Annotated in this window: 12 protein-coding genes; 8 read left to right on the top strand and 4 right to left on the bottom strand. The window is 73.6% G+C overall.

Annotated elements, in window-relative coordinates; genetic code table 11:
- Positions 1-902: NADP-dependent phosphogluconate dehydrogenase (gndA, locus tag ACN6LD_RS19210; RefSeq protein WP_445043821.1), on the bottom strand; the 902-nt coding region annotated here is incomplete at its 3' end.
- Between the two features lie 239 nt (positions 903-1,141).
- Between gndA and ACN6LD_RS19205 the strand changes: the two genes are divergently transcribed.
- On the top strand, positions 1,142-2,515 hold the full coding sequence (locus tag ACN6LD_RS19205) for a transglycosylase family protein (protein ID WP_445043820.1): 1,374 nt from the start codon (positions 1,142-1,144) through the stop codon (positions 2,513-2,515).
- On the opposite strand, the gene ACN6LD_RS19200 is transcribed toward ACN6LD_RS19205, so the two are convergent.
- Positions 2,505-3,797, bottom strand: a complete 1,293-nt coding sequence (locus ACN6LD_RS19200) for a DMT family transporter (protein WP_445043819.1) — start codon at positions 3,795-3,797, stop codon at positions 2,505-2,507. The two genes, ACN6LD_RS19205 and ACN6LD_RS19200, sit on opposite strands and share 11 nt — an antisense overlap.
- A 209-nt stretch (positions 3,798-4,006) precedes the next feature.
- On the opposite strand from ACN6LD_RS19200, the gene ACN6LD_RS19195 reads away from it, so the two are divergent.
- The 5 genes from ACN6LD_RS19195 (at position 4,007) to ACN6LD_RS19175 (ending at position 10,346) form a co-directional block, all read left to right on the top strand.
- Positions 4,007-4,828 carry a (2Fe-2S)-binding protein gene (locus ACN6LD_RS19195; protein ID WP_445043818.1) on the top strand — a complete coding sequence of 274 codons (822 nt, stop codon included), beginning with the start codon at positions 4,007-4,009 and terminating at the stop codon, positions 4,826-4,828.
- A gap of 38 nt (positions 4,829-4,866) precedes the next feature.
- Complete coding sequence (gene glgA, locus ACN6LD_RS19190) at positions 4,867-6,018, top strand: glycogen synthase (protein WP_319195680.1); 1,152 nt, start codon at positions 4,867-4,869, stop codon at positions 6,016-6,018.
- A gap of 54 nt (positions 6,019-6,072) precedes the next feature.
- The gene (gene glgC / locus ACN6LD_RS19185; protein ID WP_319195681.1) at positions 6,073-7,293 is read left to right on the top strand and encodes a glucose-1-phosphate adenylyltransferase; all 1,221 of its coding nucleotides are present in this window, start codon (positions 6,073-6,075) and stop codon (positions 7,291-7,293) included.
- Positions 7,294-7,410: 117 nt separating this feature from the next.
- On the top strand, positions 7,411-8,733 hold the full coding sequence (locus ACN6LD_RS19180) for a wax ester/triacylglycerol synthase family O-acyltransferase (protein ID WP_445043817.1): 1,323 nt from the start codon (positions 7,411-7,413) through the stop codon (positions 8,731-8,733).
- A gap of 104 nt (positions 8,734-8,837) precedes the next feature.
- Positions 8,838-10,346 carry an SDR family NAD(P)-dependent oxidoreductase gene (locus tag ACN6LD_RS19175; protein ID WP_319195684.1) on the top strand — a complete coding sequence of 503 codons (1,509 nt, stop codon included), beginning with the start codon at positions 8,838-8,840 and terminating at the stop codon, positions 10,344-10,346.
- A gap of 154 nt (positions 10,347-10,500) precedes the next feature.
- Here the strand turns inward: ACN6LD_RS19175 and ACN6LD_RS19170 are convergent, their stop codons facing one another.
- Positions 10,501-11,277 (bottom strand): SDR family oxidoreductase, encoded by a 777-nt coding sequence (locus ACN6LD_RS19170; protein ID WP_445043816.1) that lies wholly within the window; start codon positions 11,275-11,277, stop codon positions 10,501-10,503.
- 506 nt (positions 11,278-11,783) lie between these two features.
- On the opposite strand from ACN6LD_RS19170, the gene ACN6LD_RS19165 reads away from it, so the two are divergent.
- Entirely contained in the window at positions 11,784-11,957 is a 174-nt protein-coding gene (locus ACN6LD_RS19165; protein ID WP_266715955.1) for a hypothetical protein, read from the top strand.
- A gap of 154 nt (positions 11,958-12,111) precedes the next feature.
- On the opposite strand, the gene ACN6LD_RS19160 is transcribed toward ACN6LD_RS19165, so the two are convergent.
- Complete coding sequence (locus ACN6LD_RS19160) at positions 12,112-13,467, bottom strand: amidase (protein WP_445043815.1); 1,356 nt, start codon at positions 13,465-13,467, stop codon at positions 12,112-12,114.
- A 319-nt stretch (positions 13,468-13,786) separates the two neighbouring features.
- On the opposite strand from ACN6LD_RS19160, the gene ACN6LD_RS19155 reads away from it, so the two are divergent.
- Positions 13,787-14,755 carry an aldo/keto reductase gene (locus tag ACN6LD_RS19155; protein WP_445043838.1) on the top strand — a complete coding sequence of 323 codons (969 nt, stop codon included), beginning with the start codon at positions 13,787-13,789 and terminating at the stop codon, positions 14,753-14,755.
- Positions 14,756-14,793 lie beyond the last annotated feature (38 nt).

Genomic DNA, 14,793 nt, shown 5'->3' with positions numbered 1-14,793 from the left:
TCCTCGCCCAGACCCGCGTGTCCCGACAGCGACCGTGCGAAGACGGCCTCCGCGATGCCCGACACCGGAACCCCGAGGTCGAGGGCGATCTGCACGGTCCAGCGGCCGGTGCCCTTCTGCTCGGCCTGGTCCACGACGACGTCCACGAAGGGCTTGCCGGTCGCGGCGTCCACGTGGGACAGCACCTCGGCGGTGATCTCGATCAGGTAGGAGTCGAGGCGTCCCGTGTTCCAGGTGCGGAAGATGTCCGCGATCTGCGCGGGCTCGTACCCGGCGACGTCGCGCAGCAGCTGGTAGGCCTCGCCGATGAGCTGCATGTCGGCGTACTCGATGCCGTTGTGCACCATCTTCACGAAGTGGCCGGCGCCGTCGGGGCCGACGTGGGTGACGCAGGGCGCCCCGTCCGCGGCCTTGGCGGAGATCTTCTCCAGCATCGGTCCCAGCGACTCGTACGACTCGGGGGAGCCGCCCGGCATGATGCTCGGGCCGTGCAGCGCGCCCTCCTCACCGCCGGAGATGCCGGCGCCGACGAAGTGCAGCCCCTGTTCGCGCAGTTCGCGCTCACGGCGCCTGGTGTCGGCGAAGTGCGCGTTGCCGCCGTCGATGATCATGTCGCCGGGCTCGAGCAGCGGCGCGAACTCCCTGATCACCGCGTCGGTGGGCTCACCCGCCTTGACCATGACGACCAGGCGACGGGGTCGTTCCAGCGCCGCGACGAAATCCTTGGCGGTCTCGGCCGCCACGAACTCGCCCTCGTGACCGAACTCCTCCACCAGCGCGTGCGTGCGTGCCGCCGTGCGGTTGTGCACCGCGACCGCGTAGCCGTTGCGTGCGAAGTTGCGGGCGAGATTGCGGCCCATGACCGCGAGTCCCGTGACGCCGATCTGGGCTGTCGTGCTCATACGGGTGGCTCCTTCGGAGGTGCGCGTCGGTAGCGTGCTGTCATCCTGTCGTCCTCGGGTCCATCTTGACGGGTTTCCCGTGCTGATTCGTTCCGCGACCGGCCCATGGACGGCCTGTGGGGAGCCCCTCGGCGGCGGTCGCGCTCCATGCGGCGCCGGAGCGGCCGATTGTCGCCTTGTCATGGCCTGTTCGCAGCCCATACTTTTGCCGCTCCTGACGCAATGTCGAGGGGGACCCCATGGCCGTACGCGGCCGGCACCGCCGGTATCAGCCGAACAGGATCAACCGCGCCTCACTCACCGTCACGGCGGGCGGTGCCGGCATGGCGATACCGCTCATGGGCGCCGCGACCGCCCAGGCGGCCGACGTCGACACCTGGGACAAGGTCGCCGCCTGCGAGTCGACCAACGACTGGGACATCGACTCCGGCAACGGCTACTACGGCGGACTGCAGTTCACACAGTCCACCTGGGAGGCGTACGGCGGCACGCGGTATGCGCCCCGAGCGGATCTGGCCACCAGGGACCAGCAGATCGCCGTGGCCGAGAAGGTGCTCGACGGACAGGGGCCCGGCGCGTGGCCGGCGTGCTCCGTGCGGGCCGGTCTGAGCCGCGGCGGGGGCGACCCCGACATCCACCCGAACGGCTCGGCGAAGACGGCCGCGAAGAGCGACAAGAACGCCAAGAGCGGCACGTCCCGGGCGGCCGGGACGGCCGGGGCGAAGAAGTCCGGCGGGTCGGCGCACTCCGGCGGTGCGTCGAAGACGTCCCTGGACGACGTGCGGCCGCAGAGCACCCCCCAGTCGAGGGCGGGCACCGCGCAGATGTACACGGTCGTCCGCGGGGACACCCTGTCCGGCATCGCCGACGACGAAGACGTCCGCGGCGGTTGGCGGGGCCTGTACGCGGCGAACCGGACGACCATCGGCGCCGACCCCGACCTGATCCTGCCCGGTCAGCGGCTCAGTCTGCGGGCCGGGGCGCCGTCCGCCGGCAGCACCCCGAGCAGCCACGGCAAGCCCGGCGGTCATGGCGAGCCCCGCGGTCAGGGGAAGCCGAGCAGCCATGGCGAGCAGCACAAGCAGCAGCACGAGCAGAGCAAGCCGGCCACGAGCTCCAAGGGCTCCAAGGGCTCCCAGGGCAACAAGGGCTCCCAGGGTTCCAAGAGCTCCAAGGCCGGGAGGAGCGACGGCCGGACGTCCACCGGGCGTTCCTTCGTGGCTCCCGTCGACGCGGCCACCGGGACGCGGTACCACGCGTCCGGTTCGTCCTGGTCGAAGGGCTACCACACCGGGGTCGACTTCCCCGTGGCCACGGGCACGACGGTGAAGGCGGTCGCGGCCGGGGAAGTGGTGAGCGCGGGCTGGGGCGGGTCGTTCGGCTACCAGGTGGTCATCCGGCACGGTGACGGCCGCTACACGCAGTACGCCCACCTGTCGGCCATCTCGGTGCGGGACGGTCAGTCGGTGGGCGGCGGCCAGCGCATCGGCCGGTCCGGCTCCACGGGCAACAGCACGGGCCCGCATCTGCACTTCGAGGTGCGGACGGGGCCCGGCTTCGGATCGGACGTCGACCCGGTGGCTTATCTGAGGGCCGGCGGCGTCAGGATTTGACCCGCACCCGGTGCCGGTCCACCGTCACCGGCACCGGGATGTGCAGCCCCCCGTAGAGCGGGGTGTAGAACGACGGCAGGGCGGCGGCCGTCTCGGCGGCGGCTGCCGTCTGCCCGGAGCGTGCGTTCTCGTACAGGCCGTCCAGGTCGTTCAGGTCGTTCAGGTCGTTCAGGTCGTTCAGAGCTTCGCGGGCGTCGTCGTACCGGCCGTCGCCGTGGCGGTCGTCCGCCCCGCGGGCGTTCCCGTCGGCGAGCGAGGCGGAGATCAGGCGGTCCGGGCCGGTCGTCCCGGCCGTGACCCTCGGTTCCACGGCGGTGGCAGGCGCCGGAGCAGCGGCAGCCGCCGGAGCAGCGACATGCGCCGGAGCAGCGACAGGCGCCGGGACGGCCGTCGTGACGGTGACGGCGCGGGTCCGCGGGGCCGGCACACCGGTCGTCGCCTGCTCCTGCCGAGTGCCCTGCAGGCGCTCCGTCGTGAGCAGGATCAGGCCGCCCGCCGCCACCACGGCGCAGCCCAGGGCGAGCACGGTGCCCGCGGTGCCGTGGCGGAAGGTCTCGCCGAACATCGTGATGCCGACCGCGGCCGCCACCACCGGGTTGATCACGGTCAGCGTGGCCAGCGGCGCGGCGAGGCCCGCACCCCGGTAGGAGGCCTGGGAGAGCAGCATGCCGGCCGTGGCCAGCACCCCGATGACGGCCAGCGAGGGGACGTCGGCCGCCGAGACGCCGCCCGTCCAGTCGACGGCGACGGTCTTGGTGAAGACCGACGACATGCCGAACGCGATGCCCGACGCGGTCGCCAGCAGCACGCTGCGCACCACCGGGTGCCGGTGGGCGGCCCGCCCGGCGATCATCAGGGTCACCACCGAGCCGGCGGTGACCACGGCCACCGTGACCCGCTGCGGGGTGGTCAGCGACTGTGCGTCGGACGCCCCGACGAGGGACAGCAGACCCGCGAGACCGACCGTCGCCATGATCGCGCCCCGCCAGGCCGTCGCCCCGGCCCGGCGGCCGACGAACAGCGCGGCCATGGGCAGCGCGAACACGATCGTCAGCGCGCCCAGCGGCTGGACCAGGCTGAGCGGACCGTAGGCGAGCGCCACCACGTGCAGGAGTCCGCCGAGGCCGTTCAGCGCCACCGCGGCCCACCAGCCCGGGCGGCGCAGCGGAGCGTATTCCTCGCCGGGCGAGGACACCGCCACCTGCTCCTGCACGATCGCCCCGGCCGCGTACGCGACAGCGGAGACGAGCGACAGGACCACGGACAACGCGAGGGCGCTCATGAGCTGCTCCTCTGCGTGAGGCGGGGGCACACGGCCCGGCGCGGCGAACGGTCGGCTCTCATGACCAACACGATGCCTTGTCGATCTGTTCCCGTCGTCGTCCCTGAGCACGCAATGAGTCCTACTACCGATGGAGTACGACGGGCCCTCCGTCCTCCCTCAGGCGGGTGACGGACCAGGGATCCCCCTGACCCGGTCCCCTACCCTCCTTGGTACTACTGCACTTCGTGGACCTCGACCCCGAACTCGCCCTGCTCCGCCCGCTGGGCGGCTTCTTCGCCCTGCGCACCTCACCGGGGAGCCCAGGAGAGCACGACCGGCGGCTGCCCACCCTCGCGCAGGCCTACGCGCAACCTCACGCGTCGCCCCCGACGGCCGCCGCAGGGCGCCCCGGAGCGGAATTCCACGACGACCCGCTGGCATTTCGTGTCCGAAAGGTGACCCGAGCGCTACGGGCCCCCGAGGAGCGGATCGGCGCGTCCGTGGCGCAGCAGGGCCTGGCGGCCCGGCTGTGGTCGGTCGCAATGGGCTGCGCCGTCCTGTACGGGTGCGTCCCCGACCTCGCACCCGGGCTGCTGCGCTGGGACCCGGACGCGGGCGCGCCCGACGACCTGTGGCTGACGCGGGTGCGGACCCGGCCCGGGGATGCTGCGGGGCCCGGGGATGCGGCGGGCGTGGCCGAGACCGTCCTGGAGGGTCACCTCGAACCGCTCTCCGCGGCCCTGCGGGCCCGCTGTCCGGTCGCGCCCGGCCTGCTGCGCGGCAACGCCGCCTCCGCCCTGGCCGCGACGGCCCGTCTGCTGGGCCGGTGGGCGGACGAGCACAGCCGTCCCGACGTCGCCGTACGCACGCGTGATCTCACCGCGGCGCTCCTCGCCCACCCCCTCCTCGCGGACACGGGCTCACTGTCCGGCGGCGTCTTCCGCCGCCGCAGCTGCTGCCTGTACTACCGGGTTCCGGGCGGAGGCGTCTGCGGCGACTGTTGCTTCACACGACCCCCGCGCTCTTCCCCGCGCGCCCCGTCTGGGTGACCATGAAGGGAGTCGGCCGCTGAGACTGGGGGTTCCGGGTGCGAGTAGGCCTGCTGACTCGGGAGTATCCCCCGGACGTGTACGGCGGCGCGGGCGTCCATGTGGAGTTCCTCGCCCGCGAGTTGAGACGGCTGATCGACCTCGACGTGCACTGCTGGGGCGAGGGCCGCACGGACGGGGTGCGGCGCCACCGGCCGTGGCCGGCCCTGGACGGCGCCAACGACGCGCTCCGCACCTTCTCGGTCGACCTGGCCATGGCGGCGGCCCTGGAAGGGCGTGAACTCGTCCACTCCCACACCTGGTACGCGAACCTCGCCGGTCATCTCGCCAAGGAGCTGTACGGCGTCCCGCACGTGGTGACCGCGCACTCGCTGGAGCCGCTGCGCCCCTGGAAGGCCGAGCAACTCGGCGGGGGCTACGCCCTGTCGAGCTGGGCCGAGCGGACCGCGGTGGAGGCCGCCGACGCGGTGATCGCCGTCTCCGGCGCGATGCGCGAGGACATCCTCGCCTGCTACCCCTCGCTCGCCCCGGACCGGGTCCACGTCGTGCACAACGGCATCGACACGGCCCTCTACCGGCCCGACCGGGGCACGGACGCGCTCACCCGGATCGGCCTCGACCCGGACCGGCCGTTCGTGCTGTTCGTCGGCAGGATCACCCGGCAGAAGGGCGTGCCGCATCTGCTGCGCGCCGTACGGGACATCGATCCCGCGGCGCAGGTCGTGCTGTGCGCCGGAGCCCCCGACACCCCGGAGATCGAGCAGGAGTTCCGCGATCTCTTCACCGAACTGCGCGGCTCGCGGGACGGGGTGCACTGGATACCCAAGATGCTGCCGCGCCCCGAGGTGATCCAACTCCTCACGCACGCGGCCGTCTTCGTCTGCCCCTCCGTGTACGAACCGCTGGGCATCGTCAACCTGGAGGCGATGGCCTGCGGCACGCCGGTCGTGGCCTCCCGGGTCGGCGGGATCCCGGAGGTCGTCGAGGACGGGGTGACGGGCAGGCTGGTGACCGTCGACGAGGATTTCGAGGCGAACCTCGCGGGCGCGCTGGACGGGATCCTCGGCGACCCGGCGGCCGCGGCGCGGATGGGTGAGGCCGGACGGGCACGCGCGGTGGAGGAGTTCGGCTGGGACGCGGTGGCCCGGCGCACGGTCCGGCTGTACCAGGAGATCGTCAAACAGGCGTAGGGAGCCCCGCGCCGGGGCAGCCATGGGTATCCGACCAGGGTGAGGGGAGCGGCCATGCGGCGTGGAGGACCTACGGTGCTCGGGATCGTGCTGGCGGGCGGTGAGGGCAAGCGGCTGATGCCGCTCACCGCGGACCGGGCCAAGCCGGCGGTGACGTTCGGCGGCACCTACCGGCTCGTCGACTTCGTCCTGTCCAACCTCGTGAACGCCGACATCCTGCGCATCTGCGTGCTGACGCAGTACAAGTCGCATTCGCTGGACCGGCACATCACGACGACGTGGCGCATGTCGAGTCTGCTCGGCAACTACGTCACCCCCGTCCCGGCGCAGCAGCGGCTCGGGCCGCGCTGGTACCTCGGCAGCGCGGACGCCATCCTGCAGTCGCTGAACCTGATCTACGACGAGCAGCCCGAGTACGTGGCCGTGTTCGGCGCCGACCACGTCTACCGCATGGACCCGCGCCAGATGCTCTCCCAGCACATCGAGAGCGGTGCGGGCGTCACGGTGGCGGGGATCAGGGTCCCGCGGGGCGAGTCCTCCTCCTTCGGAGTGATCACCCCCGGTTCGGACGGTCAGACGGTCGAGCGCTTCCTGGAGAAGCCGGCCGACCCGCCGGGGCTCGTCGACGACCCGGAGTCGGTGTTCGCGTCGATGGGGAACTACATCTTCACCACCAAAGCCCTCATAGAGGCGCTCCAGCGGGACGCCGAGGACGAGGCGTCCGTGCACGACATGGGCGGCTCGATCCTGCCTCAGCTCACCGAACGCGGCGAGGCCGGGCTGTACGACTTCAGCGAGAACCACGTCCCCGGCGAGACCACCCGGGACCAGGGCTACTGGCGGGACGTCGGCACGCTCGACGCGTACTACGACGCCCATATGGACCTGATCGCCGAGCGCCCCGCCTTCAACCTGTACAACCGCAGCTGGCCGATCTACACCCACTCGGGCCAGCTCTCCCCGGCGCGTTTCAACGCGGGAGGCATCGCCGGTGAGTCGATCATCAGTTCGGGATGCCTGATCCGCGGACAGGTGACCCGGTCGGTGCTGTCGCCGGGGGTGGTGGTCGACCCCGGGGCGGTCGTCCAGGGCTCGATCCTGCACGACAACGTGCACATCGGCCGGGGCGCCGTGGTGCGCGGGGCGGTTCTGGACAAGAACGTCGACGTCCCCCCGGGCGCGACCATCGGCGTGAACCCGGAGCGGGACGCGGAGCTGTACACGGTGTCCCCGGGCGGGGTGATCGCCCTGGGCAAGGGGTGCCAGGTGTCATGAACTTAATCGGATGTTAACTGTGCGTAGCGTGATCGTACTTGACCGTAATCGCGTCCGAGGGGTTGACTGGTTTCACACCCGTCCTTCGCTCACCCGTCCTCGACGCGAGGCAAGTCCGTGACTGCTGATGATCTGCTGGCCCCCCTCGACCTGGCGTTCTGGAACCTCGAGTCGGCCGAGCACCCCATGCACCTGGGCGCTCTCGGCGTCTTCTCGGCGCACTCGCCCGCCGCGGGCGCCCACGCGGCAGACCTGCTCGCGGCCCGGGCGTCCGGCGTCCCCGGGCTGCGGATGCGGATCCGGGACGTGTGGCAGCCGCTCGCCTTCGGGGGAGCCGTCCGCGAGGCCGACCCGGACTTCGACCCGCGCCACCACGTCCGTCTGCACGCTCCCGAAGCCGACTTCCAGACCGCGGCGGGCCGGCTCATGGAACGGCCCCTGGAGCGCGGCCGTCCGCCCTGGGAGGCGCACGTCCTGCCGGGGGCGGACGGCGCCTCCTTCGCCGTGCTCTTCAAGTTCCACCACGCCCTCGCCGACGGTCTGCGCGCCCTGACGCTGGCCGCGGCCGTCCTCGACCCGATGGACCTGCCCGAGCGCCGGCCCCGCCCGGCCGCGCCCGCCCGCAGGCTCATCCCCGACGTGGACCGGCTGCGCGGACTGCTGCGCGGGACCGTCTCCGACGTGGGCCGCGCCCTCGACATCGGCGCCTCGCTCGCGGTCTCGGGCCTCGGCGTGCGCTCCAGCGCCGCGCTCACCGCCGCGCCCAGCGGCACCCGCCGCACCGCCGGCGTGGTCATCGACCTCGACGACGTGCACCGGATCCGCAAGGTCGCCGGCGGCACCGTCAACGACGTGCTGATCGCGGTCGTCGCCGGAGCCCTGCGCCGCTGGCTCGACGAGCGCGGCGACGGCAGCGCGGGCGTACGGCCGCGCGCCCTGATCCCCGTCTCCCAGCGCCGCCCGCGCACCGCGCACCCGCAGGGCAACCGGCTCTCCGGGTACGTGGTGCGGCTCCCGGTCGACGACCCGGACCCGCTGGGCCGGCTCGCCCACGTCCGCACCGCCATGGACCGCAACAAGGACGCCGGGCCGGCCAGGGGCGCGGGCGCCGTCGCCCTGCTCGCCGACCACGTCCCGGCCCTCGGCCACCGGCTCGGCGGGCCGCTGGCCGGCCAGGCGGCCCGGTTCTGGTTCGACATCCTCGTCACCAGCGTCCCGCTGCCCAGCCTCGGCCTGAAGCTCGGCGGGAACCCGGTCGACGAGGTCTTCCCCTACGCGCCGCTGGCCCGCGGCCAGGCCCTGGCCGTCGCGGTCTCCACCTACCGCGGCCGCGTCCACTACGGGCTCGTCGCCGACGCCGAGGCCGTCCCCGACCTCGACCGCGTCGCCCGCGCGCTGACCGCCGAGGTGGAGACGCTCATCACGGCCTGCGGCCCTTGACGGGAGCGCGTTTGGAGGAGAGGCGCGGCGCTCCGTAAAATTCCCCCTTCGTAAGGCGGGCGCGGTCGGAGCGCCGCCCGGGTGAGCAGGGAAGCGGCAGCGCGATGACGGTGACAGAGGACAACTCGGCGGCGATCACCGAGGAGGCCGTTGACACGGTCGTGCACGGGCCCGGCATCGATCCCGAGCGGCTCGCCGTCTGCCTCGGCGTGCTGGAGGAGCTCGACAAGCTCGACGTGGACCACCCGGACGCGATCGCCGTGCGCCGGGCCACCGCGGGCGTCTACCGCACGGTCAAGCAGCGCCGCCGCCAGGAACGCCGGGCCGCCAAGACCGCCCACGACAAGACGGTCACCGAGGCCACCGCCACCGGTTCGGCCCAGCGCATCGACGACGAGACCGAGGGCATCCTGCCCTCGTCCGTCACCGAGGAGGGCAGGATCGCCGGGATACTCCAGCGACCGCGCTCCTGCTACACCTGCAAGACCCGGTACGTCGAGGTCGACTACTTCTACCACCAGCTCTGTCCCGAGTGCGCCCGACTGAACCGCGACAAGCGCGACGTGCGCGCCGACCTCACCGGCAAGCGCGCGCTGCTCACCGGCGGCCGGGCCAAGATCGGCATGTACATCGCGCTGCGGCTGCTGCGCGACGGCGCGCACACCACGATCACCACGCGTTTCCCGAAGGACGCCATCCGCCGATTCAAGGCCATGGACGACTCGGCCGACTGGATCCACCGCCTGGAGGTCGTGGGCATCGATCTGCGCGACCCCGCGCAGGCCGTGGCCCTCGCCGAGCAGGTCGCCGCAGCGGGGCCGCTCGACATCCTCATCAACAACGCCACACAGACCGTGCGCCGGCTGCCCTCCGCCTACGCCGCACTGGTGGGCGGCGAGAGCGCCCCGCTGCCCGCCGGCGAGCTGCCCGCCCACCACGTCATCGGCGCGTTCGGCTCCGGCGCCGTCGACGGGCTCACCGCACTGCCGGTCGGGGCCGGCGCCCTGGACGCGCAGAAGGTCGCCGACCTCGCCCTGGTCGCGGGCAACGCCAGCATCGCCCGGCACCTCGACGGCACGGCCATCGACGCGGGCGGCCTGGTCCCCGACGTCGTCGACACCAACACCTGGGTGCAGACCATCGAGCAGATCTCCCCGGTGGAGCTGCTCGAGACCCAGCTGTGCAACTACACGTCGCCGTTCATCCTGATCAGCAAGCTCCGGCCGGCCATGGCCGACGCCGCGGCGAAGGCCGGGAGCGGGCGCGCGTACGTCGTGAACGTCTCGGCGATGGAGGGCGTCTTCGGTCGCGGCTACAAGGGCGCCGGGCACCCGAACACGAACGCGGCCAAAGCGGCGATGAACATGGTGACCCGCACCAGCGCGCAGGAGATGTTCCAGACCGACGGCATCCTCATGACCTCCGTCGACACCGGCTGGATCACCGACGAGCGCCCGCACTACGACAAGCTGCGCCTCGCGGAGGAGGGCTTCCACGCGCCGCTCGACCTGGTGGACGGCGCGGCCCGGGTCTACGACCCGGTCGTGCGGGGCGAGGCCGGCGAGGACCTGTACGGGGTCTTCCTCAAGGACTACGCACCGGGCAAGTGGTGACCGGAGGTCCGTGCCGCTGACCCGGAGCCGGCGCCTGCGCTGAGGGGGCCGGAGCCGATGGGCCCGGCCTGCGGCGGGCCGGGAAGCGGAGTCGACGCCTGCGCCGGGTGCACGTCGCGGGGCGACCGTGCGGACCGGCCGGCGGAGCCTCGTGTCACCCGGGCGCGGGCTCCTGACGTGCGGCGCGTGCCGCCCGCACCCGCGTGCCGCCGTCCACCAGCAGGTCCGCGCCCGTGATCCACCGGGCCTCGTCCGAGCACAGCCACAGCACCGCCCGGGCCACGTCCTGCGGCTCGCCGATGCGTTCGAGCGGCAGCTCCCGTGCGACGGCCCGCTCCCTGGGCTCCCAGACGAACCGCGCCATCTCCGTGCGGACGAGGCCGGGGGAGACGGAGTTCACCCGCACCCCCGGGCCCAGCTCGCCCGCGAGCTGCTGGGTGAGGTGCAGCAGCGCCGCCTTGCTGGTGCCGTAGGCCCCGACGCCCGGCCCCACATGCCCCGCGCCCTCCGTGCAGACGCTCACCACGGCCCCGCCGTGCTCACGCATCCAGCCGTGCCACGCGCACTGCACCAGCCGCAACGGGGCCTCGACGTTGACGGCGAACGCCTCCCGCCACACGTCCGGGTCGGCGTCCATGAGGGGGCCGTACGGCTGGTTGGTCGCCGCGTTGTTCACCAGGACGTCCAGCCGCCCGAAGGAGCGCAGACACAGGTCGGTGAGCTCCTCGGGATGACCCGGGTCCGCGACGCTCCCGGCCAGCCCCACCCCGCCCAGCTCGGCGGCGGCGCGCCGCACCTCGTCGGGGTCCCGTGCGCTCACGCACACCCGCGCCCCGGCGTCCCGGAGCGCCCGGGCCACCGCCCATCCGATGCCCCGCGTGCCCCCGGTGACGAGGGCGGCCCTGCCGCGCAACCCGTACGACGACGTCATCGGCGTACGGTCTCACGGCCCGCTCCCAACCGACAGGCCCAGGAAGGGAGTTGCTTCCTCCGACCACCGCCGGCGGGCGGCCGTGCGGCGTCGGCGAGGCCGGACGGGCCGGGCGGGCGGCCTTTCGGACATGGGGCGAGGAACCGGGAGGGGGTCGGCGACATACGCCGTCCGGGTGAACTCATAGGGCGTGGAAGCGGTGAAAAGGGTTCAATTCGCTTACGGGGGCCTGTGGGTGACGCGCCATGGTTGTGTCAAATCTTCAGGCCCTATCGAGCGGCACCCCGCTCATTTGGTTAGTGTGTAGCGGACGGACAGCAGGACGGAGTGCCACCCACACCCACCGTCCGTCTGGGACAAGCCGGTTCACAACGGCCAGCTCTCCTGGGAGTCACCGGCGCCACCGTGTCGCCACCGACTCCAGCCAGACCCTAGGGAGCGTTCAGCGCCGGACCGCAGACTGGCCGGCACGCCCCGAGGGTGACCCGACACATAAGGAGTGCGCGGTGACACCGGAGAAGACGAATCGCGAGCAACGTCCCAAGGAACGCACGGAGCGGGCCGGCCGCAGGCCCGGCGAGATCGGCAACCTCGACGTGTGGGCCCGCTCCGCCCCCATCCGCCTGGCCGGCTACGAGGACGACCTGGCCGAGGACCACATCCTGCCCAGCGTGGACTGAACCCACGGATCGCGCACCGCGCGATCACCGCCGCATGGGCGTGCGCCCACACCCGAGCCACGCCCATGCCGCCCCCCGCGGGCCCGCCCTCCGCCCGCCCTCCCCGGCCGCCTCCGCCCAGGCCGACGCGGCCGGGGCAGGCTCCGGCCGGGCCTCAGCGCGCGCTCCGGTCGAGCGACGCCGTGCGCCGCCAGGGGCGCAGGTTCTCCAGCTGCTCCGCCACGCGCAGCAGCTCCGCCTCCGAACCCGGCCGTCCGACCAGCTGCACCGCCGCGGGCGCACCGGACGGCAGCGTGCCGGACGGGACCGCCATCGCCGGCCAGCCGGTCAGGTTCCACGGCGGGGTCATCGGCGAGTAGTTGGTGTTCGCCAGGACGTTGCGCAGCCAGCCCCGCTCGTGCCACGGCCCGGCCTTCGGCGACCGCCGCGCCAGCGCCGGGGTGAGCAGCACGTCGTACTCCGCGAAGAACGGCTCCAGCCGGCGCCGCAGCTCCTCGCGCGCCGAGCCCGCGCGCACCCCGTTCAGGAAGCGCCGGCCGAGCGCCGCGTGCACCCGGGTGCGACGGGTCAGCAGGCGGGCGTCGAGAGTGGCCGCGTCCACGGCCGTGCCCGCCGTCCAGTGGGCGAGCGAGGTCACGCCCAGCGACAGCGGATAGGGCGGATCGGCCCGCCGCACCAGATGCCCCGTCTTCATCAGCACGCCGGCCGCGTCCCGGGCCGCGCCCGCGTAGGGAGCGCTCACCGTGACCCCGGCCAGCGGGCTGCGCACGGAGACCGCGATCCGCAGTGCCCCGGCCCCGTCGGCCGCCGTGACGTCGGCGTCCGCGAGCACGGAGAGCATCAGCCGCGCGTCCGCCACCGTGGTCGCCAGCGGGCCGTTCTCCGACATCCCGAACCAGTCGCCGTCCCCGATCCCGGCCGGCACCACCCCGTGACCCGGCTTCAAGGTCACCAGGCCGCAGTTGGCCGCCGGGATGCGCAGCGAGCCCATGCCGTCGTTGCCGAGCGCGATCGGCGTCATCCCGGCGGCGACCGCGGCCGCGCTCCCGCCGGAGGAGCCGCCCGCCGTGCGGGAGACGTCCCACGGATTGCGGGCGGTGCCGTGGACGCCCTCCGTGGTGCCGAACACGCACAGCTCCGGCACGTTCGTCAGCCCGACGACCACCGCGCCGGCGGCGCGCAGCCGGGCGACGGTGACATGGTCGGCGGCGGACGGGGCGTCGGGCGTCGCCGCCGAGCCGACGCGCATGGTCTCGCCCCGCACACCGAGGTTGTCCTTGACCGCCACCGGCACCCCGGCCAGCGCCAGCTCGCCCAGGTCGGGCCGGGCGGCCACCTCGTCGGCCTCCGCGAGCGCGGCCTCGGCCCGCACCGCGCGGAACGCGCCGACGCGGCCGTCCAGCCGCTCGATCCGCGCGAGGTGCTCCGCCACCACCTCCCGGGGCGTGACCCGCTTCTCCCGCACGGCGGCGGCGATCTCGACGGCGGTCCGGCCCACCCAGGCAGCCACGGCAGCTCCTCTGCACTACTCGCGAGTACGTAGGGAGAACTGTGCCCCGGCGGACGCCCCGAGTCGAGAGGCGCCGGCCGACCGGCCGGTTGTGCGGCTGTCGGGCCCCGGCCGCACGTCGTCCGGTCATCCGCCGGTGGCCGGCCGCACGTCGGCGGGTGATCGGCCGGTGATCGGCCGGGGCCGGGTGGATCACGGGGCGCCTGCGGCGGGTACGGTCGGAGGAGCCGAACCTCGAGAGCGGGAAGGGGAACGCCGGGTGAGCGACTTCGAAGGGCTGACGGCCCCGGCGGCGGAGGGCGCCTGCGGCACCGGTCCGGTGAACCGGCTCGGGCGCAGCCGTGTGACGGTCAGCCGGCTCGGCTTCGGCGCCGCCGCCCTCGGCAACCTGTTCGCCGAGGTCGGCGAGGAACAGGCGCAGGAAGCCGTGGCAGCCGCCTGGGGGCAGGGCGTCCGCTACTTCGACACGGCGCCGCACTACGGCCTCGGCCTGTCCGAACGGCGCCTCGGCGCCGCGCTGCGCGAGCACCCCCGGGCGCACTACACGGTCTCCACCAAGGTGGGCCGCCGACTGGAGCCGGCCGACGGCCACGGCGACGACCTGGCGAACGGTTTCGCCGTCCCGGCCGCGCACCGCCGCGTGTGGGACTTCAGCGCCGACGGCGTCCGCCGCACGCTGGAGGCGAGCCTGGAACGCCTCGGCCTCGACCGCGTGGACGTCGTCTACCTCCACGACCCCGACGACCACGCCGAGCAGGCCTTCCGGGAGGGCTACCCGGCGCTCGAGAGGCTGCGCTCCGAAGGCGTCGTCGGAGCGATCGGGGCCGGCATGAACCAGGCGGAGATGCTCACGCGCTTCCTCCGCGACACGGACGTCGACGTGGTGCTGTGCGCCGGCCGGTACACGCTGCTCGACCAGCGGGCCGGGGCCGAACTGCTGCCCGCGGCGCTCGAGCGGGGCGTGTCGGTGGTCGTGGGGGGCGCGTTCAACTCCGGCCTGCTCGCCGACCCCCGGCCCGGGGCCACGTACGAGTACACGCGGGCCCCCGCCGGCCTGGTGGACCGGGCCCTGCGCCTGCGGGAGGCCGCCGGGCGGCACGGCGTCGGCCTGCGCGCCGCGGCCCTGGCGTTCTGCGCCGCCCATCCTGCCGTCGCGAGCGTGCTGGTCGGCGTCCGCTCGGCGGACGAAGCGCGCGACTGCGCCGTGCAGTTCGGCACACCCGTGCCCGCCGCCCTCTGGCAGGAGCTGCGGGACACCGGCCTGCTTCCCTCCGAGGAGCCGTCATGAGAACCGCCCTGCCCACCGTGAGCCGCGTGGACCGCGTC

This window comes from Streptomyces sp. SAS_272 (assembly GCF_052543235.1).
Note: the sequence above shows the minus strand (reverse complement) of the source record. Positions and strands in the feature narration are given on the sequence as shown.